27 protein-coding genes and 1 tRNA gene are annotated in these 26636 nt (G+C 71.8%); 17 read left to right on the top strand and 11 right to left on the bottom strand.

Translation table 11 applies throughout. The annotated features are described in order from the left end of the window. The first annotated feature begins 6 nt into the window (after positions 1–6). From sufC to B100_RS37030, 10 genes are all read left to right on the top strand, one after another. A complete protein-coding gene (gene sufC, locus B100_RS0125550) occupies positions 7–771 on the top strand; it encodes a Fe-S cluster assembly ATPase SufC (protein WP_024887258.1) in 765 nt (254 codons plus the stop codon). Further along, positions 768–2024 carry a cysteine desulfurase gene (locus B100_RS0125545; RefSeq protein ID WP_024887257.1) on the top strand — a complete coding sequence of 419 codons (1257 nt, stop codon included), beginning with the start codon at positions 768–770 and terminating at the stop codon, positions 2022–2024. Before sufC ends, B100_RS0125545 begins: the two co-directional genes overlap by 4 nt. An 11-nt stretch (positions 2025–2035) precedes the next feature. Then, positions 2036–2500: a Fe-S cluster assembly sulfur transfer protein SufU gene (sufU, locus tag B100_RS0125540; protein WP_024887256.1), complete on the top strand. Its 465-nt coding sequence runs from the start codon at positions 2036–2038 to the stop codon at positions 2498–2500. Continuing rightward, a complete protein-coding gene (locus B100_RS0125535; protein WP_024887255.1) occupies positions 2497–2829 on the top strand; it encodes a metal-sulfur cluster assembly factor in 333 nt (110 codons plus the stop codon). The genes sufU and B100_RS0125535 overlap by 4 nt, the downstream gene beginning before the upstream one ends. A gap of 94 nt (positions 2830–2923) precedes the next feature. Further along, positions 2924–3244, top strand: a complete 321-nt coding sequence (locus tag B100_RS0125530) for a DMT family transporter (protein ID WP_024887254.1) — start codon at positions 2924–2926, stop codon at positions 3242–3244. Next, on the top strand, positions 3244–3789 hold the full coding sequence (locus B100_RS0125525; RefSeq protein WP_024887253.1) for a TetR family transcriptional regulator: 546 nt from the start codon (positions 3244–3246) through the stop codon (positions 3787–3789). The genes B100_RS0125530 and B100_RS0125525 overlap by 1 nt, the downstream gene beginning before the upstream one ends. A gap of 240 nt (positions 3790–4029) precedes the next feature. After that, a complete protein-coding gene (gene dapD, locus B100_RS0125520) occupies positions 4030–5019 on the top strand; it encodes a 2,3,4,5-tetrahydropyridine-2,6-dicarboxylate N-succinyltransferase (protein WP_024887252.1) in 990 nt (329 codons plus the stop codon). 529 nt (positions 5020–5548) lie between these two features. Next, positions 5549–6529, top strand: coding sequence for an SMI1/KNR4 family protein (locus B100_RS34925; RefSeq protein WP_158686752.1), 981 nt, complete (start codon positions 5549–5551; stop codon positions 6527–6529). A gap of 37 nt (positions 6530–6566) precedes the next feature. Beyond that, a complete protein-coding gene (locus B100_RS0125510) occupies positions 6567–6977 on the top strand; it encodes a VOC family protein (protein WP_024887250.1) in 411 nt (136 codons plus the stop codon). A 215-nt stretch (positions 6978–7192) separates the two neighbouring features. Next, positions 7193–7342, top strand: coding sequence for a hypothetical protein (locus B100_RS37030; RefSeq protein WP_158686751.1), 150 nt, complete (start codon positions 7193–7195; stop codon positions 7340–7342). Here B100_RS37030 and dapA read toward each other — a convergent pair. After that, a complete protein-coding gene (dapA, locus tag B100_RS0125500; RefSeq protein ID WP_024887249.1) occupies positions 7339–8220 on the bottom strand; it encodes a 4-hydroxy-tetrahydrodipicolinate synthase in 882 nt (293 codons plus the stop codon). The two genes, B100_RS37030 and dapA, sit on opposite strands and share 4 nt — an antisense overlap. Positions 8221–8350: 130 nt before the next feature. On the opposite strand from dapA, the gene B100_RS0125495 reads away from it, so the two are divergent. Next, entirely contained in the window at positions 8351–8767 is a 417-nt protein-coding gene (locus tag B100_RS0125495) for a phage holin family protein (RefSeq protein ID WP_024887248.1), read from the top strand. Then, a complete protein-coding gene (locus B100_RS0125490; RefSeq protein ID WP_024887247.1) occupies positions 8764–9123 on the top strand; it encodes a DUF3618 domain-containing protein in 360 nt (119 codons plus the stop codon). The genes B100_RS0125495 and B100_RS0125490 overlap by 4 nt, the downstream gene beginning before the upstream one ends. Positions 9124–9240: 117 nt before the next feature. On the opposite strand, the gene B100_RS0125485 is transcribed toward B100_RS0125490, so the two are convergent. Next, positions 9241–11070, bottom strand: a complete 1830-nt coding sequence (locus B100_RS0125485) for an endonuclease/exonuclease/phosphatase family protein (protein WP_024887246.1) — start codon at positions 11068–11070, stop codon at positions 9241–9243. A gap of 204 nt (positions 11071–11274) precedes the next feature. Between B100_RS0125485 and B100_RS0125480 the strand changes: the two genes are divergently transcribed. The 3 genes from B100_RS0125480 (at position 11275) to B100_RS0125475 (ending at position 14955) form a co-directional block, all read left to right on the top strand. Beyond that, the gene (locus B100_RS0125480) at positions 11275–12711 is read left to right on the top strand and encodes a hypothetical protein (RefSeq protein ID WP_024887245.1); all 1437 of its coding nucleotides are present in this window, start codon (positions 11275–11277) and stop codon (positions 12709–12711) included. Positions 12712–12933: 222 nt separating this feature from the next. Next, positions 12934–13003, top strand: a tRNA-Ile gene (locus B100_RS37025). 365 nt (positions 13004–13368) lie between these two features. Further along, positions 13369–14955, top strand: a complete 1587-nt coding sequence (locus B100_RS0125475; protein WP_024887244.1) for a TROVE domain-containing protein — start codon at positions 13369–13371, stop codon at positions 14953–14955. A gap of 60 nt (positions 14956–15015) precedes the next feature. On the opposite strand, the gene B100_RS0125470 is transcribed toward B100_RS0125475, so the two are convergent. The 8 genes from B100_RS0125470 to B100_RS0125435 form a co-directional block, all read right to left on the bottom strand. After that, positions 15016–16227 carry a TerD family protein gene (locus B100_RS0125470; protein WP_024887243.1) on the bottom strand — a complete coding sequence of 404 codons (1212 nt, stop codon included), beginning with the start codon at positions 16225–16227 and terminating at the stop codon, positions 15016–15018. 86 nt (positions 16228–16313) lie between these two features. Further along, entirely contained in the window at positions 16314–16535 is a 222-nt protein-coding gene (locus B100_RS0125465) for a hypothetical protein (RefSeq protein ID WP_024887242.1), read from the bottom strand. Positions 16536–16620: 85 nt separating this feature from the next. After that, positions 16621–17610, bottom strand: coding sequence for a zinc-dependent alcohol dehydrogenase family protein (locus B100_RS0125460; RefSeq protein WP_024887241.1), 990 nt, complete (start codon positions 17608–17610; stop codon positions 16621–16623). Next, positions 17607–18458 carry a carbohydrate ABC transporter permease gene (locus tag B100_RS0125455; RefSeq protein WP_024887240.1) on the bottom strand — a complete coding sequence of 284 codons (852 nt, stop codon included), beginning with the start codon at positions 18456–18458 and terminating at the stop codon, positions 17607–17609. The genes B100_RS0125460 and B100_RS0125455 overlap by 4 nt, the downstream gene beginning before the upstream one ends. After that, positions 18455–19396: a carbohydrate ABC transporter permease gene (locus B100_RS0125450; protein ID WP_024887239.1), complete on the bottom strand. Its 942-nt coding sequence runs from the start codon at positions 19394–19396 to the stop codon at positions 18455–18457. Before B100_RS0125450 ends, B100_RS0125455 begins: the two co-directional genes overlap by 4 nt. Further along, positions 19393–20763 (bottom strand): ABC transporter substrate-binding protein, encoded by a 1371-nt coding sequence (locus tag B100_RS0125445; protein WP_024887238.1) that lies wholly within the window; start codon positions 20761–20763, stop codon positions 19393–19395. The genes B100_RS0125450 and B100_RS0125445 overlap by 4 nt, the downstream gene beginning before the upstream one ends. A gap of 149 nt (positions 20764–20912) precedes the next feature. Next, on the bottom strand, positions 20913–21683 hold the full coding sequence (locus tag B100_RS0125440) for a DeoR/GlpR family DNA-binding transcription regulator (protein WP_024887237.1): 771 nt from the start codon (positions 21681–21683) through the stop codon (positions 20913–20915). Between the two features lie 523 nt (positions 21684–22206). Further along, positions 22207–23016, bottom strand: coding sequence for an NAD-dependent epimerase/dehydratase family protein (locus B100_RS0125435; protein ID WP_024887236.1), 810 nt, complete (start codon positions 23014–23016; stop codon positions 22207–22209). Positions 23017–23250: 234 nt separating this feature from the next. On the opposite strand from B100_RS0125435, the gene B100_RS0125430 reads away from it, so the two are divergent. Together B100_RS0125430 and B100_RS0125425 are read left to right on the top strand one after the other, a co-directional pair. Beyond that, the gene (locus B100_RS0125430) at positions 23251–24192 is read left to right on the top strand and encodes a 5-dehydro-4-deoxyglucarate dehydratase (protein ID WP_024887235.1); all 942 of its coding nucleotides are present in this window, start codon (positions 23251–23253) and stop codon (positions 24190–24192) included. Further along, positions 24189–25358, top strand: a complete 1170-nt coding sequence (locus tag B100_RS0125425; RefSeq protein ID WP_024887234.1) for a hypothetical protein — start codon at positions 24189–24191, stop codon at positions 25356–25358. The genes B100_RS0125430 and B100_RS0125425 overlap by 4 nt, the downstream gene beginning before the upstream one ends. Here the strand turns inward: B100_RS0125425 and B100_RS0125420 are convergent. Further along, a complete protein-coding gene (locus B100_RS0125420) occupies positions 25295–26530 on the bottom strand; it encodes an MFS transporter (RefSeq protein ID WP_024887233.1) in 1236 nt (411 codons plus the stop codon). The two genes, B100_RS0125425 and B100_RS0125420, sit on opposite strands and share 64 nt — an antisense overlap. Positions 26531–26636 lie beyond the last annotated feature (106 nt).

The following is a 26636-nucleotide window of genomic DNA, read 5'->3' as shown; positions in this document are numbered from 1 at the left end:
GCACCCATGGCAACGCTTGAAATCCGAGACCTGCACGTCACCGTCGAGGCCGACAACGCCACGAAGGAGATCCTCAAGGGCGTCGACCTGACCGTGAAGCAGGGCGAGACGCACGCCATCATGGGCCCCAACGGCTCGGGCAAGTCGACCCTCGCCTACTCCCTCGCGGGTCACCCCAAGTACACGATCACCGGCGGCACCGTCACCCTCGACGGCGAGGACGTCCTGGAGATGTCCGTCGACGAGCGCGCCCGCGCCGGCCTGTTCCTCGCCATGCAGTACCCGGTCGAGGTCCCCGGCGTCTCCGTCTCCAACTTCCTGCGCACCTCCGCCACCGCCGTCCGCGGCGAGGCCCCGAAGCTGCGCACCTGGGTGAAGGAGGTCAAGGAGGCCATGGAGCGCCTCAACATGGACCCCGCCTTCGCCGAGCGGAATGTGAACGAGGGCTTCTCCGGCGGTGAGAAGAAGCGCCACGAGATCCTTCAGCTGGAGCTGCTCAAGCCGAAGGTCGCCATCCTCGACGAGACCGACTCCGGCCTGGACGTCGACGCCCTGCGCGTCGTCTCCGAGGGCGTCAACCGCGTCCGCGAGACCGGCGAGGTCGGCACCCTCCTCATCACGCACTACACGCGCATCCTGCGCTACATCAAGCCCGACTTCGTCCACGTGTTCTCGGCCGGCCGCATCGTCGAGTCCGGCGGCGCCGAGCTCGCCGACAAGCTGGAGAACGAGGGCTACGAGGCATATGCGAAGGGTGGCGTATCCGCGTGACACAGCTGCCGGGCCTCCTCGACACCGAGGCGATCCGCAAGGACTTCCCCATCCTGGACCGCCAGGTCCACGACGGGCGCAAGCTCGTGTACCTGGACAACGCGGCGACCAGCCAGAAGCCGCGGCAGGTGCTGGACGCCCTCAACGAGTACTACGAGCGCTACAACGCCAACGTCCACCGCGGTGTGCATGTGCTCGCCGAGGAGGCCACGGCGCTGTACGAGGGTGCGCGCGACAAGGTCGCGGAGTTCGTCAACGCGCCCTCGCGCGACGAGGTGATCTTCACCAAGAACGCCTCCGAGTCGCTCAACCTCGTGGCCAACATGCTCGGCTGGGCCGACGAGCCCTACCGGGTGGACCACGAGACCGAGATCGTCATCACGGAGATGGAGCACCACTCCAACATCGTGCCGTGGCAGCTGCTCGCGCAGCGCACGGGCGCGAAGCTGAAGTGGTTCGGCCTCACCGACGACGGCCGGCTCGACCTGTCGAACATCGACGAGATCATCACCGAGAAGACGAAGATCGTCTCCTTCGTGCTGGTGTCCAACATCCTCGGCACGGTCAACCCGGTCGAGGCGATAGTGCGCCGTGCCCAGGAGGTCGGCGCGCTCGTGTGCATCGACGCCTCCCAGGCCGCCCCGCACATGCCGCTGGACGTGCAGGCCCTCCAGGCCGACTTCGTGGCCTTCACCGGCCACAAGATGTGCGGCCCGACCGGCATCGGCGTCCTGTGGGGCCGCCAGGAGCTGCTGGAGGACCTGCCTCCGTTCCTCGGCGGCGGCGAGATGATCGAGACCGTGTCGATGAGCTCGTCGACGTACGCCCCGGCCCCGCACAAGTTCGAGGCGGGCACCCCGCCGATCGCCCAGGCGGTCGGTCTCGGCGCGGCGATCGACTACCTGTCGGCCATCGGCATGGACAAGATCCTCGCGCACGAGCACGCCATCACCGAGTACGCCGTCAAGCGGCTGCTCGAGGTGCCGGACCTGCGCATCATCGGCCCCTCCACGGCCGAGGACCGCGGCGCGGCGATCTCGTTCACCCTCGGGGACATCCACCCGCACGACGTGGGCCAGGTCCTCGACGAGCAGGGCATCGCGGTCCGGGTCGGCCACCACTGCGCCCGTCCCGTCTGCCTGCGGTACGGAATTCCTGCGACCACGCGAGCGTCGTTCTATCTGTACTCCACGCCGGCGGACATCGACGCACTGGTCGACGGTCTGGAGCACGTACGGAACTTCTTCGGATGAGGGGCTGAGGCGTGAAGCTGGACTCCATGTACCAGGACGTCATCCTGGACCACTACAAGAACCCGCACGGGCGTGGTCTCCGGGACGGCGACGCCGAGGTGCACCACGTCAACCCGACGTGCGGCGACGAGATCACCCTGCGCGTGAAGTACGACGGCACGACCATCAGCGACGTCAGCTACGAGGGGCAGGGCTGTTCCATCAGCCAGGCGTCCGCGTCCGTGCTGAACGACCTGCTGGTCGGCAAGGACCTCACCGAGGCGCAGAAGATCCAGGGGACTTTCCTGGAGCTGATGCAGTCCAAGGGGAAGATCGAGCCCGACGACGCGATGGAGGAGGTGCTGGAGGACGCGGTGGCGTTCGCCGGTGTCTCCAAGTACCCCGCGCGGGTCAAGTGCGCCCTCCTGAGCTGGATGGCGTGGAAGGACGCGACGGCCCAGGCGCTGGGCGCCGACGCCGAAAGGACAACCGCATGAGCGAGACCGTGGAGATGAAGCCGGCCTCGGAGGAGGAGCTCCGCGAGGCCCTGATGGACGTCGTGGACCCCGAGCTGGGCATCGACGTCGTCAACCTGGGCCTGATCTACGGCATCCACGTGGACGACTCCAACGTGGCGACCATCGACATGACCCTGACGTCGGCGGCGTGCCCGCTGACCGACGTCATCGAGGACCAGGCCAAGTCCGCCACGGACGGCCTGGTCAGCGAGCTGCGCATCAACTGGGTCTGGATGCCGCCGTGGGGCCCGGACAAGATCACGGATGACGGCCGTGAGCAGCTGCGGGCGCTGGGCTTCAACGTCTGAGCCTGCTGCACACCGATGGATGGCGACGCCCCTTTCGAGGGGCGTCGCCGTTTTCGTGCCTCCGCCCGACGCGTCGGTGTGTACGCTCGTACACATGGGATACCTGCTGCTCGCCGGGGCCATCGCCGCCGAGGTGTGCGCCACCACCGCCATGAAGTACAGCGACGGCTTCAGCAGGCTCTGGCCCTCCGTGCTGACCGTGCTCGGCTACGTCGTCTCCTTCGCCCTCCTCGCGCAGACCTTGCGCACGGTGGCCGTCGGCACCGCCTACGCCATCTGGGCGGGCGTGGGCACCGCCGCGATCGCCACGATCGGGATGGTGTTCCTGGGCGAGGGGATGACCGTCGCCAAGGCCGCCGGCATCGCGCTGATCATCATCGGGGTCGTGGTGCTGAACCTGGGCGGCGCGCACTGATGGCGGCGCGTCGGCACGACCCCGAACGGCGGCAGCGGATCATCGACGCGGCGATCCGGGTGGTGGGCCGCGGCGGCATCGCGGGCCTCACCCACCGCACCGTCGCGCGGGAGGCCGACGTCCCGCTCGGCTCCACCACGTACCACTTCAAGACCCTCGACGAACTGATGGTCGCCGCCCTGCGCCAGGCCAACGAGGGCTTCGCCAAGGTGATCGCCTCACGGGGCGGCCTGGAGGACCCGCGCACCGATCTGGCGGCCGAGCTGGCCGGGCTGATGGGGGAGTGGCTGGGCGGCGAGCGGACGGGCGTGGAGCTGGAGTACGAGCTGTACCTGGCCGCGCTGCGGCGCCCCGCCCTGCGTCCGGTCGCCGCCGAGTGGTGCGAGGACGTCGCCGCGCAGCTGTCCCGCCGCACGGACCCGGTCACGGCGCGGGCCCTGGTGGCGCTGATGGACGGCATCTGCCTCCAGGTCCTGCTGACCGGCATGCCCTACGACGAGGCGTACGCCCGCGAGGTGCTGGGACGGCTGCTGCCACCGAGCTGAACGCGGTCGCGGGAGCGCCTTCAGCTCGGGAGGGGGCGTACGCCCGCGGGGCGCCGGGGCGGCTGCTGCCATGGGGTCTGAACGCGGTGCGGGTGCGGGGACGGCCTGGGACCAGGCGCGCGCCCGCGGTGTCCTGCCCCGGGCTGCTGCGGTGGGGCCGGACGCGGTCCCGGGACCGGCACCTGAGATGCCGGAGGGACCGGTTCGCGTCCGCGGCCACCGGCCGGTTAGGTTGCCCTCATGACCGACACGACTGCTCAGAGCACCACCGGCGCAGTGGCCGCCGGCCTCGCCACCGTCGCCGCCGACGGCACCGTCCTCGACACCTGGTTCCCGGCCCCCGAGCTCGCCGCCGAGCCGGGCCCGTCCGGTACCGAGCGCCTCTCCGCCGAGCAGGCCGCCGAACTGCTGGGCGGCGGCGCCACCGCCGCGGTCGGCCCGGACCGGCGCCGCGGTGTCGAGGTCGTCGCGGTCCGCACGGTCATCTCCTCCCTGGACGCCAAGCCGGTCGACGCGCACGACGTCTACCTGCGCCTGCACCTGCTCTCCCACCGCCTGGTGCAGCCGCACGGCCAGAACCTGGACGGCATCTTCGCCCACCTCGCCAACGTCGCCTGGACCTCCCTCGGGCCGGTCGCCGTGGACGAGCTGGAGAAGGTGCGGCTCAACGCCCGCGCGGAGGGCCTGCACCTCCAGGTGACCTCTGTCGACAAGTTCCCGCGCATGACCGACTACGTGGCCCCCAAGGGCGTGCGCATCGCCGACGCCGACCGTGTCCGCCTCGGCGCGCACCTCGCCGAGGGCACCACGGTGATGCACGAGGGCTTCGTCAACTTCAACGCCGGCACGCTCGGCACGTCGATGGTCGAGGGCCGCATCTCCGCCGGTGTCGTCATCGGTGACGGCTCCGACATCGGCGGCGGCGCGTCCACCATGGGCACCCTGTCCGGCGGGGGCAACGTCCGCATCTCCGTCGGCGAGCGGTGCCTGATCGGTGCCGAGGCGGGCGTGGGTATCGCCCTCGGCGACGAGTGCGTGGTCGAGGCCGGCCTCTACGTCACCGCCGGCACCCGGGTCACCATGCCCGACGGGCAGGTCGTCAAGGCCCGCGAGCTGTCCGGCGCGTCCAACATCCTCTTCCGCCGCAACTCGGTCACCGGCACGGTGGAGGCCCGCCCGAACAACGCGGTGTGGGGCGGCCTGAACGACGTTCTGCACAGCCACAACTGATCACCGGCGGCCGTGACCTGCGGCCGACTTATCGATCAACGCCCTGACCTGCTGCTGAGCTGTCGGCAGCTGTCGGCGTTGGTCATCGCTGAGCGCCCTTCCACGGCCCTGGGACGGCCCGGGAGGGCGCTCGTGCGTGAGCACCGCATCAGGAGTTCGGTCAACGACCGCCCCGGGGGTCGTCGTCTGCGGCGGGTCCGGCAGTCGCGAGGGGATGCTGCTGTATGCCGCCGTCCGGCCTCGTCGATGTCAGCGCTGATGTCAGGAATCAGCGCTGATCCGGCAGCTCTCGTGCGAGCACGCGTCGTGCTGCCGATGCAGCCGTCGGAGGTCGTCCCGAGCTGTGCTGGGGAAGTGATGCTGTATCCATTTCTTTCGGTAGCCGGCTTTGCCGTGGGTCCGCAACACGGCCTCGGCGGCCTCCACGATCACATGGCCCGGCGCGCTGCGCGGCTGGTCGGAGTGCCAGCAGTGGGAGGAGTTCAGGCGCGCCGAACAGGTTCGGTGGCGTGTGTTTCACTGTCCGGCCATGGGCGATCAGGAGCTGTTCGATGCCGTTGACTTCTTGGTGCGGCCGGGTGGGCGCGAGTTGGTGTGCGCGCGGGGCGGGCATGGGGTGGGGCATGTGTGTCTGACCGTTTCTGGCGCGGTCGAGCTGCCCACTCTCGTCGCGCGGTTCAGCCGTCGGTACGGGCAGCTGCGGAACCTTGTCATGGGCGGTTACGCCGATCCCAAGGTGACCGAGCGGACCGGGCTGCCGCTTCTCGCGCCGTTCGGCGGGGAGTTGGCCGAGATGCGCGGGTGGGCGTTCGGCGATCGGTGGATCGGTTGTGGGGCGGTGCGTGGCGGAAGCGCCGAGCAGTTGGTGGTGATCGTCGCGGAGCGGGATGCGCCGCCGGCGGACGAGTCGGTGGAGGAAGACGTCCGGGTGGTCCCTCCTCGTCGTGGCACGCGCTCGGGCGACGCTCACTCGTGGGTGCGGCGCGTGCTCGGTCTGACTGGGTGGGAGCCGCTCGGGCTCTCCGTCGACTGGGCGGAGATCGAGAAAGAGCTGGGGGTTCCGTTGCCGGCGGACTACAAGGAGCTCACCGAGGCGTTCGGCGGTGGTGTGTTCAGTGAGTCCGTCTCCTTCATAGGCTGCGGCGCGGGCGTCTCGTTCGATCTGACCGCACAGTGGCGGGCCGGGCTGTCGGCCGCCCGGGAGGGCACGTACGGAGGCGTTTCCGCGGACGGGCCGTACGACCATTACACGCCGGGCGGCAAGGGGGTCGTCACGTGGGGCTCCACCGAGTGGGCCGACCAGTACTGCTGGCTGATCGACGCCGAGCGGCCCGGCCACTGTCCCGTCCTCGCGCGGTCCCATGATCCCGGGCCCTGGTACCGGTACGACATGTCCACCGCCGAGTTCCTCCACCGCGTCCTCGCCGATGCCGATTTCCAGCCGTTCGGCTTCGCGCGGTACGGCCTCGGTGCGACGTTCGTGCCCGAGTTCGCGGGCCGGCCGCTCTGACGAAGACGGGGCAGGGGCCGTGTGACACGATCAAGGGATGCTGCGACTCACCGATTTCATCATCGACTGTCCGGACACCATGGCGCTGGCGGGTTTCTACTCCAAGGTGACGGGGCGGCCCGTGAAGGAGGGCAGTACCTCGGACTGGGCCGGAATCCGGTTCGGGGAGGTCGAGTTGGCGTTCATCCGGGTCGACGACTTCCGGGCTCCGCAGTGGCCCGACACCGAGCATCCCAAGCAGTTCCACCTCGACTTCGAGGTGGACGACATCGAGGCCGAGCAGGCGCGTGTGCTCGGCCTCGGGGCCACGCTGCGGCAGGACTTCATCGGCCCCGAGGGGTACGGGTGGCGGATCTACACCGACCCGGTCGGCCACCCCTTCTGCCTGTGCCGCAACAAGGGTGTCGTCTGGACCGACCAGGGCCCGGTCTGGCCCGAGCGCGCCTGACCGGCTGACGCGCTGCCCGAACGTGCGGTCTCAGGCGCGGGCAGGTGGAGAGCGGTCGCCCTGGCGTAGCCGCCGGGGCGAGATGTGATGATCACATGCAGGCTCCCGTACGGGTTACTCCCCGTGACCTCGGAGTCGTTTTGGCGGATGAACGGGTGGGCACAGGGTCCGATCAGACGCCTGGCGGCTGAGGTGCGGGGAGAACGGGACGGGTTATGACCGACAAATGGGTCCGGGGCGTACTGCGGTGCGCGGTCGGAGTGATGGGGGTGGCCGCGGTGCTGATGCTGTGCGGGACGCTGGCGGGCGTCGCGCACGGGGTCGAGAACCTCGCGGTCCCCCCGGGCGGGGGCGAAAGGCCCTAAGAGGCCGTCGCCCTGGCGTGCGTCTCGACGAGGGCGGTGGTCGTCGGGGGGTCCGCCGGGAGCAGAGGCGGGCGGACCGGGCCCGCGGGCAGGCCCAGGGTCGGCAGCAGGGCCTTCGCCGTCACCGTGCCGGGGAGTCCGCTCGCCATCATCGCCTCGATGAGCGGGGTCAGCCGGTGCTGGAGGCGGGTGGCCCCCGCCGTGTCGCCCTGGTCGAAGGCGTCCAGCACCGAGCGGATCCCGGCCGGGGCCACGTTGGCCACCGTGCTCACGCAGCCGGCGCCGCCCACCGCGTAGAGCGCCAGGTTGTGTTCGTCGCAGCCCGCGTAGTACGCGAGGCCGGTGCGGGACATCACCTTCTGCGCCGCCAGGAAGTCGTTGCTGCAGTCCTTCACCGCCACGATCCGCGGGTGCTCGGCCAGCCGCAGCAGGGTGTCCGGCTCGACACGGACCCCGGTGCGGGCCGGGATGTCGTAGAGGACCACGGGCAGCCCCGTCGCGTCGGCGGTCTCGCGGAAGTACGCCTCGACCGCGTCCTGCGGCGGGCGGCTGTAGTACGGGGCGACCAGCAGAAGGGCGTCGGCGCCCGCCTGCTCGGCCTCACGGACCAGGGTGGCGGTGTGCGCGGTGTCGGGGCTGCCGACGCCGGCGACCAGTGCCGCGCGGTCGCCGACGGCCTCCCGTACGGCCGCGATCAGGGACCGCTTCTCCGTGTCCGTCGTCGTGGGGGACTCGCCCGTGGTGCCGGACAGCACCAGGCCGTCGCAGCCCTGCGTGACCAGATGGTCGGCGAGACGCTGGGCACCGTCGAGGTCGAGCGCGCCGGCTGGGGTGAACGGGGTGATCATCGCGCACAGGGTGCGGCCGAGAGGGCTCATGGGAGTAGTGTCGGCCGCCAGACGGTGAAGGTCTACTTACAGATCGTGACCGGTATGCGTAAGTATTGCTTGAGGGATAGCCGGATGCGGGCGGGGGTACTCGGGTGGCCCCACCGAGAGGAGGCGCACCGTGGCCGGAACCATCCAACAGCGGCCCGTCCGTGCCGAGCACAGCGTCGGCGAACTCGTCGGGCAGGCCACCGAACAGATCTCGCGACTCGCACGGCAGGAAGTGGCGCTCGCCAAGGAGGAACTGGCGGAGAAGGGGCGCCGGGCAGGAGTGGGCGGCGGGATGCTCGGGGCGGCGGGAGCGTTCGGTTACGCGGGGCTGCTCGCGCTGGCTGCCACGGGTATCGCCGCTCTCGACCTGGTGCTGCCGCTGTGGGCGGCGGCGCTGATCATCACGGCCGTGCTGTTCGTGATCGCCGGCGTGCTGGCGCTGGCCGGACGCGGGCAGCTGCGCCGGGCCACCCCGCCCAAGCCGGAGCGGACGATGGGCAGCGTGAAGGCCGACGTCGAGGAGATCAAGGGAAGGGCGCACCGATGACGCACGACGTGAGGGGCACGACGTCCTCGTCGGGAGCCCACGTGGACGCCGCGAGTGAGGCGGCGGCGCAGGGGGCCAAGGGCCCGGACGAGCTGCGCCGCGAGATCGAACGGACCCGGCACGAACTCGGCGACACCGTCGAGGAGCTGGCCGGGAAGATGGATGTCAAGGCACGGGCGCGGGCACGCGCCGACGAGCTGCGGGACCGGGCCGGCGCGATGACCGTGCAGATGCGCAGCAGCGCCGCCCACGCGGGTGAGGTCGGCAAGCAGCACCGCACGCAGCTGATGGCCGCCGCGGGCGCGCTGGTGATGCTCGCCGCGGGTGCGGTGATGGTGCAGCGCCGTCTCCACTGACCGGTCCGTCCGGGTGCGAGTGACGGCGGGGGCACGGAAGCGGTGAACCGCTCCGTGCCCCCGCCGTCCGCTGTCACGGCGCGAAGCGCCCCGCGTCATGGCGCCGAGCGCCCCGCGTCACGGCTTGAAGCGCAGGACCTGCGGGTCGTGGTCGCTGATCTGGTCGTGGAACTCCGCGTTGACGTGCACGCTGTCGTAGTCGAAGGAGCACGTGCGGCGGATGGACGGGCTGATCAGGATCTGGTCCAGCGCCTGGCTGTTGCCCTGGTACACGTAGGAGTAACGCTCCGACGCGGGCAGCGACTTGATCGCCGACCAGAGGACGCCGCCACCTTCCATGATGCGGGTGGTGCGGGAGAACTCGAAGTCGTTGATGTCGCCGAGCGCCACGACCGCCGCGTTCTTCTGGACCTTGATGATCTTCGCCGCGAAGTCGTGGACCTCCTTCGCCTGCAGGTGACGCTGGGTCTCCGAGCCGCGCACCGGCGGCTGGTACTGCGAGGTCAGACCCTGGTCGCCGCCCTTGGACGAGAAGTGGTTGGCGATGACGACGACCGTACGGCCACGGAAGACGAACTCGCCGGCCAGCGGCTTGCGGCTGTCCTCGAAGGCCGCGGAGCCCGGGGCGACGCGGCCGGGGGAGAGGGTCAGGGCGGCCTTGCCGCGGACCTTCACGACGTCGGTCGGCGTGGTGGCGTCGCCGCCGGGCCGGTCGGTGAAGGAGACCCGGGCCGGGTTGAACAGGAACGCCTGGCGGATGTTGCCGCCCGGCTCGCCGCCGTCCTCCTTGTCGGCCGGGTCGACGGCGCGCCAGTCGTACCGCGGGCCGCCGGCCGCCTCGATGGCGTCGATCAGCTTGCCCAGCGTCTCGTCGGCGGCGACCGTGCCGTCGTCCGTGGCGCCGTTGTTGTCCTGGATCTCCTCCAGCGACACGATGTCGGGCGAGGAGAGATGGTGCACGATCGCGTCGGCGTGCGCGGCGAACGTGTCGTCGGACGGGTCGAGGTTCTCGACGTTGTAGGTGGCTACCGCGAGTTCGGAGCGGTGCTGGGCGCGGGTCGTCTCGCGCTCGGTGCCGCCGGGCTCCAGGGTGCCGAGCTCGCTCGCCACCAGGGTGTAGCCGCCGTACTGGTTGTAGTCCAGCGGGCCGGTGGTGGCGCCGGCGAGGACGTCGCCGACGTTCGCGTCGGGGAAGTCGGCGGCCTTGCCCAACGACTGGATCTGCAGCCGGCCGGTGTTCTGCGCGTCGTAGGAGCCGTAGACGGTACCGCCGCGCTTGTTCCGGTTCTCGTGCGGCTTCACCGTGACCCACAGCTCCGTGTACGGGTCGGTGGCGCCCACCACGCGCGCGTCGGCGACGCGGACGTTCATGCCCTCCAGTGACTCGTACAGGTCGAGGGCGTACCTGGACGGGCGCAGGCGCAGCGCGTTCACCGAGCCGCCGGCCGCCGGGTCGCCCTTCGGCGCGTACGCGGCCGGTACCGAGCGCGCGTCGAGGGTCGCCGGAGCCGGGACCGGGTTGCCCCGGGAGACGACCGTGACGGTGGGCTTGGTGATCTCGGTCACCGACTGGTTCCCGGACGACGCGCCGCCGGGGACGAACTCCGTGACCGTGCCGGAGACGGTGACCTCGTCGCCCACCGCGACGCCCTGCGGGGTGGAGCTGGTGAAGACGAACACGCCCTCACCGGTGGCCGGGTCGGCGTCCGGGGTGGGGTCCTGCATCCAGAAGCCGCGGGACGAACCGTAGGTGCGGATGCCGGTGACGATTCCGGTCACATCCGTGACCTGCTTACCGGCGTACGGCGACACGCGGGTGTCGCCCTGGATGTCGTGGATGCGCACGGACTCGGCGTGCGCGGGCGTCGTGAGGACGACGGTGGACGCCGCGGAACACACGGCGGCGACGGTGAGCGCGGCGAGACGCGCGGTCGGCTTGCTCGGCAACGGGATTCCCTCCGGGGACCGGAACGAGGGTGGGCGGGTGCGGGACACACCCTGTCTACGCGCGTCAATGTCCAGCCTGGCCAAGCCACTTGTCAAGCTTTCGGCCATGTGCGGTCACCGACGCGGAGAGGAAGCGGGCGGCATGGGTGGAAATCCGTCTAGGCTGAGCGGCTGAGTCGTAAGAGGCACGAGGAGAACCAGCCGATGTCAGACAGCTCCACCCTGCCCCCGGCGCGGCTGCGCCCCGAAGCGGAGCTGGCGCGCGACGCCCTGTCCACCCCTGTGCTGTCCCGGGCCGCGAAGCTCGCCCGCTGGGCCGGCCCCCGGACCCGGGTGGACGCCGGCGGCGGACTGCTGGAGGAGGAACTCCCCGGCGCCGCCGGGGAACTGGGGCTGACCGGGGAGGACGCCGCGGCCGAGGCCAGTGAGGCCTGGCGGGTCGCCGTCGACACCGGGCTCGTCGAGGTGGTCGACGAGGAGGAGGGCACCGTCCGCACCGGCGCCGAACTGGCGCTGCTCACCGGGGGTTCGCCGCAGGACGTGCTGGGCGTGTGGCTCGGCGCGCTGGAGACCGTGCTGGGCGACGCGAGCGTGCCGGACCTGGGCGGGCTGGTCGACGCCATCGCCGAGGGCGAGGGGTCGGGCGAGCTGGACCTCGACGCCCTGGACTGGGACCCGGAGGCCGAGGCGGAGTTCCTCGACGGGGTGCTCGGCAACCTGTACCTGCTGACCGTCGGCGAGGACAAGGCCGGCGACACGCCGGTGCCGTTGCCCGCGCTGGCCGCCTCCGTCATCGTGCCCGACGGCATGGCGGAGCCCACCAACGACGTCCTGGAGCAGGTGTCCGACGCGATGATGCGGCTGGACGACCAGTTCCGGATGCTGGAGCCCATCGGGCTCGTGGAGTACCAGCCCGTCGACGAGGCCCTGATGGCCGACGCCGACGAGGAGCCCGCCGCCCCCGTGGACGACACGGACGTCGCCCGCTACGGCCTGGTGCGGCTGACCCCGCTCGGCCTGTACGGGCTGCGCGCCCGGCTGCTGGAGGCGGGCTTCGAGGCGCCCGCCGTCGGCGACCTCGCCGACAAGGGCGCCGACGCGCTGCTCGACGGCACGGCCGGGTACCCGCCGGTCGCCGCCCACGCCGAGACCGAGCACTGGCTGGAGCGGCGCCGGCCGCTGGAAGCCGCACGGGAGCTGCTGGCCGCGGCGCGCGGCACGGACGACGGCGCGCCCCTGCGCCGGCTGCGCTGCCAGCAGGCGCTGTCGCTGGTGGGCGCCGCCGCCGAGCCCGCACTGCGGGAGGTGCTGGACGACGCCGAACTCGGCGGTCTGGCGCGGGTGTGGCTCGCCGAGCACGGGGCCGCGGACGTGCCGCCGCCGTCCGAGGCGATGATCTTCTGGCTGACCATCGACACGGTGGCCGCGCAGCTCGCCGCCGAGGGCAACTCGGAGGAACTGCGGTCCCTGGTGGAGGGACTGGCCCGGCAGCACAGCGGCTTCTTCGACACGGCCTGGCGGGTGGAGCATCCCGCCACGGCGGACGTCCTGGAGGCGATGGGGCGCCTGCACTCCGACAAGAAGATCGCGAAGGAAGCGCGGAAGGCCGCGTTCAAGGCGCGCTCGCAGCAGGGGGGTTAGCCCGCACGGGGGCGCCGCGTGAGCGGTCGACGCAAGCGGCCGGTCCCGTGACGCCCCCTGCCCGCGCATTCACCGGCGTGACCTTCTCACCCGGCGGCCCGAGCCGTACGCCGGAATCAAGGAAGCGGGCATCCGGCCCGTCGCCCTCATTCCGTGGAGCGACGAAAAGCCCGGTGATTAATTCGCTCGCCCCGCCCAGCGCCGTCCTCCTACAGTGATGCACGTCCAGGTGCGAAGGCAGGACCTACTTCCACTGATAATGGGGCGGTCGCGGGTTCGAGTCCCGTCACCGGCACGACGCGCCGGTGTAGCTCAGGGGTCAGAGCACCTTCGTCGGTTCCGCCGGCCTCGATCTCTGGACACCACAACTTCATGCACCTCCCGGTGCGCGGGCCGCGGCTACTTCTTCTCGCAAAAGAATTCCGTGCCGCCGCCGACTTGATCTCGGGAGGCGCAGCATTTGGTGGGTGCCCGGTGCGCAGGCAGCGGATACTTCGGGATCAGGTTCACTGCGGGTTCGAATCCCGTCATCGGCTTCGGGCCGGTGTGGCGGAACGGAAGACGCGCCTGACGTGTTCCGCGGCCGACTCGTTTCTCGGGCACCCTCCTTTGTCGCGCCTCCCTCCCGGATACGACAGGAATGCGGGGGATTTCACCATGGCGCGCTTCAACACGCGGGCCGCGAGGCCGCAGCCGACGTCGCGTGTGACGTCCACCGGCCGTGTGCTGCGTACGTACCAGGGCGGCCGTGGGCGCGAGCGCGACGCGCGCTCGGAGCTCTTCCTGCTCGCGGTGTCCAACTTCGTGACGCAGCAGACCTTCTACGAGAGCGGCGACGCCCGCGACGACCGGTTCGCGAAGCTCGTGCGCGAACTCGCCGTGAGCGACCCGGACTGGACGGCCGGACTGCTCGGCTGGCTGCGGGGCGAGGGCAACCTGCGCACCGCGTCGCTCGTCGGCGCCGCCGAGTACGTCAAGGCCCGCCTGGACGCCGGCGCGACCGGTGGTCCGTCGAACCGGCGGGTCGTGGACTCCGTGCTGCGCCGGCCCGACGAGCCGGGTGAACTGCTCGCCTACTGGACGGCGACGTACGGGCGGAACATCCCGAAGCCGGTCAAGCGCGGTGTCGCCGACGCCGTGCGCCGGCTCTACGGGGGCAAGGCCCTGCTGAAGTACGACACCGCGTCCAAGGGCTACCGCTTCGGCGACATCCTGAACCTGGTGCACGCCGCCCCGGACCCGGACAAGCCGTGGCAGGGCGAGCTGTTCCGGTACGCCCTGGACCGCCGGCACCACCCGGACACCGCGGAGCCGCCCGCCTCGAACCGCGTCCTCACCGCCCACCGCGAGCTGATGGCGCTGCCCGTCGAGGAGCGGCGCGCGGTCGTCACGGCCCCCGGTGGTGCCGAGCGGCTCGCCGCCGCGGGCCTCACCTGGGAGGCGGTGGCGGGCTGGCTTCAGGGGCCGATGGACAAGGCGGCCTGGGAAGCCGTCATACCGTCCATGGGCCCGATGGCGCTGGTGCGCAACCTGCGCAACTTCGACGAGGCCGCGGTGAGCGACGAGGTCGCGGCGCAGGTAGCCGCGCGCATCGCCGATCCGGCGGAGGTCGCACGGTCGCGGCAGTTCCCCTTCCGCTACCTCGCCGCGTACCGTCACGCGCCGTCACTGCGGTGGTCGTACGCGCTGGAGCGGGCGCTCGGCCACTCGCTGGCCAACGTGCCCACGCTGCCCGGCCGGACGCTGGTCCTCGTGGACCGCTCGGGTTCGATGTTCTACGCGCGGATGTCGGACCGCTCCGAGCTCACCCGCGCGGACGCGGCGGCCGTCTTCGGTACGGCGGTCGCGCTGCGGGCCGCGAAGGCGGACCTCGTCGAGTTCGGTTCCACGAGCGCGCCGGTGCGGTTCCGTCGAGGTGAGTCGGTGCTGAGGATCCTCGACCGGTTCGGGAACCTCGGCGGCACCGACACGACCGAGGCGGTGCGCCGGCACTACAAGCGGCACGACCGGGTGCTGATCGTCACCGACGAGCAGTACGCCCACAGCCCGCACGGCGATCCCACCGAGCAGGTCCCGGCCGAGGTCCCGGTCTACACCTGGAACCTGGCCGGGTACCGCGCAGGCCACGGCCCGTCCGGTACGGCGAACCGGCACACCTTCGGCGGCCTGTCCGACGCGGCCTTCCGTACGGTGCCGCTGCTGGAGGCCGGGCGTGGCGCCGACTGGCCGTGGGCGGCCGCCTGAGACGAGCGCCGGGTGCCCCTGAGGGGACAACCCGGCGCTTCCCTTGCCCGCCGCCCGTGACTACAGCGCCTGGGCGGACGGCTTGACCATGCCGCGGACCGTGCGGGACTTCACGAAGTCGCCGATCGCGGTCATCTCCCACTCGCCGGAGAACTGCCGGATCAGCTTCGCCATCATCACGCCCGTCTGCGGCTCGGCGCTGGTGAGGTCGAAACGGACCAGCTCCTCGCCGGTACTGGCGTCCAACAGGCGGCAGTACGCCTTGGCGACCTCGGTGAACTTCTGGCCGGAGAAGGAGTTGACCGTGAAGACCAGCCCCGAGACCTCCATGGGCAGGCGGCCGAGGTCGACGGTGATCACCTCGTCGTCGCCGCCGCCCTCGCCGGTGAGGTTGTCACCGGAGTGCTGGACCGCGCCGCCCAGGATCTGGAGCTTGCCGAAGTAGCAGCTGTCGACGTGGTTGCGCTGCGGGCCGTAGGCGATGACCGACGCGTCCAGGTCGATGTCCTTGCCGCGGTAGGCGGGCTCCCAGCCCAGACCCATCTGCACCCGGGACAGCAGCGGACGGCCGCCCTTCATCAGCGAGACGGTCTGGTTCTTCTGGAGGCTGACGCGGCCCTTGTCGAGGTTGATCTTCCCGCTGCCGGGCGCCGGGGCGGCCGGGGCCGGGGGCGCGGCGGGGGCGGGCGGCGCCTGCGGGGCGGCCATCGGGGGGGCGGGCGGGGCGGCAGGGGCGGCCGGCGCGGCGGGCGGGGTCACCGGCTGGGCCGGGGCGGCCGGCTCCTCGACCGAGACGCCGAAGTCGGTGGCGATGCCGGCCAGGCCGTTGGCGTAACCCTGGCCGACGGCGCGTACCTTCCAGGCGCCGTTGCGCAGGTAGATCTCGACGATCACCAGGGCCGTCTCGGTGCCGAGCCGCGGAGGAGTGAACGTCGCCAGTACGGCGCCGCCGTCGCCGTCGCGAACGGTCGCGGTGGGTTCGATGCCCTGGAAGGTCTGGCCCGCCGCGTCGGGGCTCGCGGTCACGACGATCTTCTCGATGCCGGGGGGTACGGCCGCGGTGTCGACCGTGATGGCGTCGGGGGCCGAGCCGCCGCCGGAGCGGTAGGTCACGCCAGGGCCCGAGGGCTGGTTGTAGAAGATGAAGTCGTCGTCGGAGCGCACCTTGCCGTCGGCGGTGAGCAGCAGGCCCGATACGTCGAGCCGCACGGGCGCGGCGACGTCCACCGTCACGCGGGCGGTGGGGAGGGGGATGTTCGAGCCGGGGGTCATAGCTGTCATGCCGGGTGAACGAGCGAGGGCGTTTTACCGTTCCCTTACCTGTGCTCCGTTCGGCGCAGCCGCCGGTTCCGGGCTGCTCAGCGCCGGTTGCGGGGGTGGTTGCGGGCGGTACGTTCGTTGCCGTGCTTGTAGTTGCCGGTCCAGCGGGCCATGACGAGCTGCGGGTCGGCGGCGCTCGTGACCTCGCCGAGGAAACGGGCGGCCCGGTCGCCCTGCAGGGTGGTGGCGTGGCGGCCGTGGTGGGTGATGCTGACGGTGGTGGCGTGGGACTCGTACGCGAAGCCGCTGGGTCTGCCCATGCCGGGGATCGTACGGGTAGGGGGGCGGGCACGCCCACGGGTTTTCACCGCACGCGCCCGCCCCCTCGGGGCCCGGGACCGCTCCCTACGGCACCACCACGATCTTCCGGCCCACGCCCGCCGCGAACTGCTCCAGCGCCTGCGGGTACTGGTCCAGCGGGAGCCGGTCGCTGATGAAGACGTCCGGGTCCAGGACGCCGTTCGCGAACAGCTCCGCCGCGCGCTCGTAGCTGTGCAGCACGGCCATGGACCCGGTGATGGTGATTTCCTGGTTGTAGATCCGGTACGGGTCGATCTCCACCCGGGTCGCGTAGTCGGCGACCCCGAACTGCAGGAACGTGCCCGCCTTGGCGACCCGCCCCAGCCCGTCCTGGATCGCCGCCGCGTTGCCGGTCGCGTCGATGACCAGGTCCCAGCCCTGCGGCCGGTCCAGCTCGTCCGGGCTGGCCGCGGACGCGGAGACGCCCAGCTGGCGCGCCGTCTCCAGGCGGGCCGGGTTCAGGTCCACCATGTCGACGCTCGCCGCGCCGGTCCGCTTGGCCAGCTCCAGCATCATCAGGCCCATGGTCCCGGAGCCGTAGATCAGGACGTGCGCGCCGAGGCGGGACTGGAGCACGTCGTAGCCGCGCACCGCGCAGGACAGCGGCTCGACGAGGGCCGCGTCCTGGGTGCGGACGTGCTCGGGCAGCCTGACGCAGTTCGCCACCGGCGCCACCGCGTACCGGGCGGCGCCGCCGGCCGTGGTGACACCGATCGCGGCCCAGCGCTCGCACAGGTTGTTGTGGCCGGTACGGCAGTAGCGGCACTCGTGGCAGTACAGGGACGGGTCGACGGCGACCCGGTCGCCGAGCGCCACCTCCGTGACCTGGGAGCCGACGCCGACCACCTCGCCGGCGAACTCGTGGCCCGGCACGATCGGCAGCTTGGGCGCGAACTCGCCCTGGAGGATGTGCAGGTCGGTGCCGCACAGCCCGCACGCGGCGACCTCGACGACGACGTCCCTCGGGCCCGGCGTCGGGTCCGGGACCTCGGTGACGACGGCCCTGCCCACGGACTCGATGACGGCGGCCTTCATTTCACGGCTCCCAACGACAGGCCCTGGACGAGTTTGTCCTGGGCGGCGAACCCCGCGGCGAGCACCGGCAGGGAGATGACGAGCGACGCGGCGCACACCTTGGCCAGGAACAGGCCCTGGCTGGTGATGAAGCCGGTCAGGAAGACGGGGGCGGTCTCGGCGACCACGCCCGTCAGGACCCGGGCGAACAGCAGCTCGTTCCAGCTGAAGATGAAGCAGATCAGTGCCGTCGCCGCGATCCCCGGCAGGGCGATCGGGGCGACCACCCGGGCCAGCACCGTCGGCAGCCGGGCGCCGTCGATCTGGGCGGCCTCGATGATCGCGACCGGGACCTCGGCGAGGAAGGACTGCATCATCCACACCGCGATCGGCAGGTTCATCGAGGTGTAGAGGATGACCAGCAGCCAGATGTTGTCGAGCATCCCGGTGTTCTTGGCGAACAGGTAGATCGGCAGCAGCCCGGCCACGACGGGCAGCATCTTGGTGGAGAGGAAGAAGAACAGGACGTCCGTCCACTTCTTCACCGGGCGGATGGACAGGGCGTAGGCCGCGGGCAGCGCCAGCAGCAGCACCAGGAGCGTCGAGACGACGGACGCCACCGTGGAGTTGATCAGGGCGGGCCAGGGGCTGGCGCCGCCGCCCGCGCCGAAGAACTCGCGGTAGCCGTCCAGGGTGAGGGCGGCGCCCCAGGCGGGCGGGTTGGCGGCCGCGTCCGTCTCGGAGTGGAAGGACGTCAGGACCATCCAGGCGATGGGCAGGAAGAACACGATGCCGGCCAGCCAGGCGACCAGGCCGAGACCCGCTCCGCCGCGGAACCGGCCGCGGGTGCGTACGGCGATGCTGCTCATGCGCGGGACACCTCCTCGCGGAACAGGGACGACACCACGCGCAGGGCGAAGGTCGCGATGACGATGGAGCCGATGACGACCAGGACGCCGGCCGCCGAGGCGAGACCGTTCTCGTGCGCCTGGTAGAAGGTCTGGTAGACGGTGTAGGGCAGGTTGGCGGTGCCCAGACCGCCGGACGTGAGGGTGAAGACCGCGTCGAAGTTCTGCACGATGTAGATCGAGCCGAGCAGCGCGCCCAGTTCGAGGTAGCGGCGCAGGTGCGGCAGCGTGATGTGCACGAAGATCTGCCAGTCGCTCGCGCCGTCGACACGGGCCGCCTCGATCTGCTGCTGGTCCCGGCTCTGCAGTCCGGCGAGCAGGATGAGCATCATGAACGGCGTCCACTGCCACACCAGTGCCGCCTGCACGGCGAGCAGCGGGGTGCCGGAGATCCAGTCGGGCTGGGGGCCGCCGACGTAGTGCAGCAGGCCGTTGAGCAGGCCGTACTCGGGGTTGTAGAGGACGTGCTTCCACAGCAGGGCGGCGGCGACCGGCACCACCAGGAACGGCGCGATGAGCAGGGTGCGCACGATACCCCGGCCGCGGAACCTCCGGTCCAGGAGCAGCGCGAGGAGCAGTCCGGTCACCAGGCTGGCCAGCACCACGCCCACGGTGAGCAGGACGGTCGTCCAGACCGACTTGCGCAGCGCCGGATCGGTCAGGACCTCCTGGTAGTTGGCGAAGCCGGCGAAGTGACGTGCGTCCGGGTAGAGGGAGTTCCAGTCGAGGAAGGAGATCACCAGGGTCGCCACGAACGGCAGCTGGGTGACCACGATCATGAAGATCAGGGCGGGCAGCAGCGGGGCGCGGGTGGCCCAGGCGCGCAGCCGGGCGGAGGACCGGCGGGGTGCTGCGGGTGTCTGCGGTGCGGCCGGAGGGGCCGTGGTCGTGGCGGTCATCGTCCCTCGTACTCCTCGGCGATCTCTTCTGCGAGCTGCTGGGACTTCCTCAGGGCCGCGTCGACGGACTGACGTCCGGCGATGGCCGCGCTGATCTCCTGGGAGACCTTGGTGCCGAGATCCGTGAACTCGGGGATGCCGACGAACTGGATGCCGGGTGCGGGCCGGGGCTGCACACCGGGGTCGTCGGGCCGGGCCCCTTCGATGGCCTGCCTGGTCGTCTCCTGGAAGGCGGCGGCCTCCGCGCGGTAGTCGGGGTGGGCGTAGGTGGAGGCGCGCTTGCCGGCGGGGACGTTGGACCAGCCGATCTCCTCACCGACCAACTCCTCGTACTCCTTGCTGGACGCCCAGGAGACGAACTTCCAGGCGTTGTCCGGGTTGCGGGAGGCGTCCTGGATGCCCCAGGCCCAGGTGTAGAGCCAGCCGGAGGACTCGGTCTTCTCCACGGGCGCCGGCGCGTATCCGATCCTCCCGGCGACGGGGGAGCCGTCGGCCTCCAGGGAGCCGGCCGCGGACGTGGCGTCGTACCACATGGCGACCTTGCCCTGGGTCATGTTGTTCAGGCACTCGGCGAAACCGGCCTGGGGAGCGCCGGACTCGCCGTGCTCGCGGACCAGGTCGACGTAGAAGTTGACCGCCTGCTTCCACTCGGGGGAGTCGAGCCGCGCCTTCCAGTCCTTGTCGAACCAGGTGCCGCCGAAGGTGTTCACCACGGTGGTCAGCGGCGCCATCACCTCGCCCCAGCCGGGCAGGCCGCGCAGGCAGATGCCCTTCATGCCGGGCTCGGCGCCGTCCAACTGGGCGGCGAGGTCGGCGACCTGCTGCCAGGTGGGTTTGGCGGGCATCGTCAGGTCCTTCGCCGCGAAGACGTCCTTGCGGTACATCAGGAACGACGACTCGCCGTAGAAGGGCTGGCCGTAGAGCTTGCCGTCGTCGCCGGTGAGGGACTGCCGCATCGGCTTGAGGACGTCCTGCTCGTCGTAGCCGGGGTCCTTCCTCACGTACGAGTCCATCTCGTGCAGCCAGCCGTTGCGGGCGTAGATGGGGATCTCGTAGTTGGAGAGGGTGGCGACGTCGTACTGGCCGGCCTGGTTGGCGAAGTCCTGGCTGATCTTGTCGCGGACGTCGTTCTCCGGCAGCACGGTGAAGTTCACCTTGATGCCGGTCTCCTTGGTGAAGTGGGCGGCGGTCAGCTTCTGCAGCTCGACCATCTGCGTGTTGTTCACCATCAGGACGTTGATGGCGTCACCGCCGGATCCGGCCCCGCCCGCTCCGACCCAGCAGCCGGAGAGCAGCGGGGCGATCAGCGTCCCTGCGGCGGCCGCGGCGAGTGTGGCTCGCGGCCTCCGTCGGCTCTGGGTTCGCATGGATCGCTCCTGGACGTATAGGGAGACAACGGGCGTCACCTGGCATGGATCGGCCCCGGGGGGAGGTAACGGTGTGCGGTTCGGTGCGGGTGGGGTTGCGCGGTGTCGCGTGGGGCTGTGCGGGGGTGAGCTGTGCTGATCTGTGTTGCCTACACCCGGACGACCTGGGGTCCCAGCAGGGAGTAGCGGTGGGCCTCGGACGCCGGGAGCAGGGTGCTCGTCACGATCGCCTCCAGCGCGCCGACCTCGGCGAACCGGCAGAAGCTGACCGCTCCGAACTTGGTGTGGACGCCCGCGAACACCACCCGGCGGGCGGCCCGCACCGCCTGCGCCTTGACCTCGCCCACCGCCGGGTCGGGCGTGGTCAGGCCGTGTTCGCGGGAGATCCCGTTGGCGCCGATGAACGCCAGGTCGATGACGAAGCCGGAGAGCATCTTCGTCGTCCAGTGGTCGACGGTGGCGAGCGTGCCGGAGCGGACGCGTCCGCCGAGCAGCAGGACGGAGGCGTTGCCGTTCTCCGCGAGTGCGCCCGCGACCGGCAGGGAGGCGGTGACCACGGTGAGCGGCCGGTCGGCGGGCAGGGCCTCGGCGATGAGCTGCGGGGTGAAGCCCTCGTCGACGAAGACCGTCTCGGCGTCCCCGAGCAGTTCGGCCGCGGCGGCCGCGACCCTGCGCTTCTCGGGGACGTGACTGGTGGCGCGGAAGGCGAGCGTCGTCTCGAAGCCGGCGCTCTCCACGGGGTAGGCGCCGCCGTGGGTACGGCGCACCAGTCCGTGGTCCTCCAGGGCGCGCAGGTCCCGGCGCACGGTCTCCTTGGCCACGCCCAGGTCGGCGGCGAGCGCGGTCACGTCGACCGAGCCGGTGGCGCGTGCCACCCGCACGATCTCGCGTTGGCGCTCCTCGGCCGTCCTGATGCCCATGGCCGGACCCCTGCTTCCTGATCTCGCCGGTCTGCTGCCCGTTCGGACCCGGTGTGGGTCCTTGCAGGAAGTTGTACAGCGGGGGCGGGGTGCTGACCAGGTCTGTTGCGTGTCCGTTGCTGCCCGGTTGTGCCCGGTCGGGTGGGTGGGTGCCCGGCTCGGACCTGGGTGGGGGGTGAGAGCGGGCGGGGCGTGTGCCCGGTTGTCGGTCCGCACCCGCCCGTTTCCCGCCCGCCCGTTCCGGCGGGGCGTACGTTTTCCGCCGCCGTACGACGGCAACGCCCCTTCAGGGGCGCGGGAAACCGCGCGAGCGGCCGTCGACGGGCCGCACTCGGCGTAGGACCACGCCCTCCGTACGGCGCTGTTCCTAGGTGTGCTGACAGGGTGCCGTCTGCGCCCACCCGTGCCGCCCTGCGGCACGACTGCCCGCAGGGGGCGGGGCGTGTGCGCCCCCGCAGGGGCGCGGGAAACCGCGCGAGCGGCCGTCGACGGGCCGCACTCGGCTCAGGGCCGGGCCTGGCCGTCAGTGGGGCCAGATGGGAGGGTCCGTCACGAAGTGGCCCCCCAGGCACGCGTGCGCCGGGTCCGCCGGATCCAGCTCCCCCTGCTCGGCGATCAGCTTCTCCGCGTACGGCTCGGAGTCGTCCCGCGGTTCGTACCCCAGCGCCCGCGCCGACCCGAGGTCCCACCACAACCGCGTGTTCGCGGACGACCCGTGCACCACGGTGTGCCCCACACCCTCCGCCGTCAGCGCCGCGTGGAACAGCCGCGCCCCGTCCGCCGGGCTCATCCACACCGACAGCATCCGCACGCTCGTCGGCTCCGGGAAGCAGGACCCGATCCGCACGGAGACCGTCTCCACCCCGTGCTTGTCCCAGTAGAGCTGGGCCAGGTCCTCGCCGAAGCACTTGGACAGTCCGTAGAAGGTGTCCGGCCGGCGCGGGGTGTCGACCGGGATCAGCGGGTCGTCGCCCCGCGGCCGCGGGGTGTAGCCGACGGCGTGGTTGGAGGAGGCGAAGACGATCCGGCGGACGCCCTCCTCCCGGGCGGCCTCGTACAGGTTGTACGTCCCCTCGATGTTCGCCTTGAGGATCTTGTCGAAGGACGCCTCCAGCGAGATCCCCGCGAGGTGCACGATCGCGTCGACACCGCGGACCGCCTCGCGCACGGCGTCCCGGTCGGCGAGGTCCGCGACGACCGCGTCGGGTTCGCCGTCGACCGGGAGCAGGTCGAACAGCCGCAGCTCGTAGCCGTGGTCGGGGAGCAGCCCCCGCATCAGCGTGCCGAGGCCGCCGGCGGCGCCGGTGAGCAGGACGGTGCGGGGAGCGGGCATCTACGGGTCTCCTTGCGGCGCCGACCGAACGGGCGAACATACAGGTCCACGCACGTCGTTCACGTGCGTGGACACGCTAAGGAGACCGGACGCGGCGCGTCAAGTAGGTCTCCACCGCCCCTCACCCGCCCAGCCACGGGCAGCGAGCCGCTTGACCGGGGTCCCTGGCGCGTCTTAGCGTGGTGGCGTTCAGAAATATAGACGCCAATCACGAATATGGACCAGGGAGAGCTTGTGACGTCAGCCCCTCTCGCCGCGCGACTCAGTATCCCCAGCGGGCCGCTGTTCTTCCCGGTCACCGCCTACGGACCCGACGGCGCCGTCGACCTCGCCACCTACCGGCTCCACGTGCGGCGCGGAGTGGAGGCCGGGGCCGCCGCCGTGTTCGCCGCCTGCGGCACCGGCGAGTTCCACGCCCTGACGCCCGAGGAGTTCGAGGCCTGCGTCCAGGTAGCCGTGGAGGCCGCCGAGGGGCGCGTCCCGGTCGTCGCGGGCGCCGGCTACGGCACCGCCCTCGCCGCGCACTACGCCCGGCTGGCCGCGCGCGCGGGCGCCGACGGGCTGCTCGCCATGCCGCCGTACCTGGTCAAGGCCGGCCAGGAGGGGCTGCTGCGGCACTACCGCGAACTGGCCGCCGCGACGCCCCTCCCCGTGATCGTCTACCAGCGCGACAACGCCGTCTTCACCCCCGCCACCGTCGTCGAACTGGCCTGCACCGACGGCATCGTGGGCCTCAAGGACGGTTACGGCGACCTCGACCTGATGCAGCGCACCGTCAGCGCCGTCCGCACGGCCGGCGTCGAGGACTTCCTGTACTTCAACGGGCTGCCCACCGCCGAACTGACCCAGCCCGCCTACCGCGGCCTCGGCATCACCCTCTACTCGTCCGCGGTGTTCTGCTTCGTGCCGGAGCTCGCGCTCGCCTGCCACACCGCCCTGCGCACCGGCGACGAGAGCACCGCGCGGCGCCTGATCGACGGCTTCTACCGGCCGTTCGTCGAACTGCGCGACCAGGGCCAGGGATACGCCGTCTCGCTGGTCAAGGCAGGGGTGCGGCTGCGTGGACTGGACGTGGGCGAGGTGCGCCCCCCGCTGCACGAGCCGACCGGGGATCATCTCAAGCAGCTCGCTCAGCTGATCGAGCGGGGACAGGCGCTGCTCGAGGAGGGCATGTGAAGGCATCGGCGTTCGTCTACCCCTGGGACGTCAACGGGGACCCCGCGGCCCCCGGGCGGATCGCCGGGCTCGGCACCGCCCAGGTGACCCTGGCCTCGGCCTATCACTCCACCCGCGCGCTGACCCCCCGCCACCCGCGCCACCGCGTGGTCACCGCCGAGTACGCGGCCGTGCTGTACCCGCCCGAGGAGTCCCGCTGGTCCGGCCGCGCCCTGCGCCCCCACCCGGCCGGCGACTGGGCACCCGGTGACGCCTTCGGGGAGGCCGCCGCCGCGCTCGCGGACGCGGGTCTGGAGGTGCACACCTGGGTGGTGCTCGCCCACAACTCGCGCCTCGGCGCCGAGCATCCGGACACCTCCGTGGTCAACGCCTACGGCGACCGCTACCCCTGGGCGCCGTGCGTCGCCCAGCCGGACACCCGCGCCTACCTGACGGACCTCGCCGCCGAGGCGGCCGTGCGGCCCGGGGCGCGCGGCACCGAACTGGAGTCGCTCGGCTGGTACGGGCTGGCCCATCTGCACGCCCACGACAAGACCGGCGGGGTGCCGCTCGGGGACGCCGGGCAGTACCTGATGTCCCTGTGCTTCTGCCCCTCCTGCCGGGACGGCTACGGGCAGGAGGGCCTGGACGCGGACGGGCTCGCCGCCGCCGTACGGGACGCCCTCGACCCGGTGTGGCGCGGGGAGGCACCCTCCGCAGGCGGCTGGACGGGCGTGGAGAAACTGCTCGGCGACACCCGGGCGAACGCCACGCGCGCGTGGCGCGACCGCACGGCCCGCACCCTCCAGGAGGCGGCCGTCACGGCCGTGCGCCAGGCCGCGCCCGACGGTTTCCAGGTGCTGCTGCACGCGGACCCGGAGTCCTACCACTGCGGCGCCAACGCCGGTGTCGACCCCGCGCACATCCTGTCCGTCGCCGACGGCGTGGTCGTCCCCTGCACCGGGGGCCCGGGACTCGTCACCCCGTTCGCCCGCGCGGGCCGTGAGGGCGCCGTCCTCGCCGCCAACCTCACCGTCGTCTCCGGCATGGGCGGCAGCCCCGCCACCCTCGCGGCCGACGCGGCCGAGGCCCGCCGCCTGGGCGCCAACGAACTGCGGCTCTATCACGCGGGGCTGGCGTCGGACGGCGACCTCGCCGCCGTACGGTCGGCGCTGACCGGCCGCTGACCGAGCAGCACCACCGCTGTCACCCCCAGCGCCACGCCGAGGGCGACCAACTGCACCCGCTGGTCGACGAGTTCGACCAGCGCCGCGCCCGCCGCGAGCCCGAGCGCGTTCGGGGAGAACACCAGGGCGTTGGCGGTGGCGGTGACCCGGCCCAGCAGCGGCCCCGGCGTGCGCCGCTGCACGCCGGTGAGCGCGGCGATCAGCACGGCGGGCAGTCCGGCGCCGACCGCCACGCTGCCCGCCCACGCCGCCGGGTCGAACGGCACCGCGCGCAGCGCCACCCCGACGGCCAGTACGGCGATGCCGTACGCGGCGAAGCGGCGGACGCCCAGGCGGCGCAGGGCCGGGCCCGAGAGCAGCCCGGCCGCCACCGACCCCGCCCCCTGCACGGCGTACAGCACCCCGGCGTAGGCGGGGGAGTGGCCGAGGTCCTCGACCACGGCGTATACGAGCGCCCCGTTCACGCCCGCGCACAGCATGGTGACCCCGCCCGCCACGACCAGCGGGCGCAGCACCGGGTCCGCCCACAGGTGCCGGACGCCCTCGCGGGTCCCGCCCCGGTCGCCGTCCCGGCGGGGCGCGGGGCGCTCCTCCCGCACCCGCAGCGACATGTACACCAGCGCCGCCGCCAGGAAGCTCACCGCGTCCAGGAGGGCGACACCGGGCCCGCCGTACACCGTGTACAGCCCCGCGCCGGCCAGCGGGGCGAGCAGCTTCATGCCCTCGTTGGCCGTCATCCGCAGCCCGTTGAAGTCCCCGAGCAGGGAGCCGTCCACGGCACCCGCGACCAGCGCCGACTCCGCCGCGTCGTGCACCGTGCCGGCGGCGCCGTACACGAACAGCACCGCGTACAGCAGCCACAGCTTCTCCGGTCCGTCCACCGCGCACAGCGTGAGCAGCAGCGCCGCCATGCACAGGCTCAGCACGACCAGCAGCGGCCGGCGACGGTACCGGTCGGCGACCGTGCCGAGCACCGGACCCGCCGGAGTCGGCGCCCACATCGCCAGCACGCACAGGGCCGCGAGCCCGTCCGAGCCGGTGAGGTCCTTGACCCACACCCCCGACGCCAGCCACAGGGCGGAGGTGCCGAACCCGGAGACCCCCACGGCCGTGAGGCACCGGCCCGCCGTGCGGTCACGCAGCACGCGGACCGCCGTCCATCTCGTCGTCATGCCAGGTCATCGTGGTCCTAAGACGGCGGTGACGGCATCGGGCGAATGCCTTAGGAAGCGGACGGGGAGGGATGCGGAGCCCGCTCACCGATGAGTTCCGCGGCCG

The organism is Streptomyces sp. CNH189 (genome assembly GCF_000527195.1).
The sequence above is the reverse complement of the archived record's forward strand: the minus strand, read 5'-3'. Positions and strand labels throughout refer to the sequence as shown.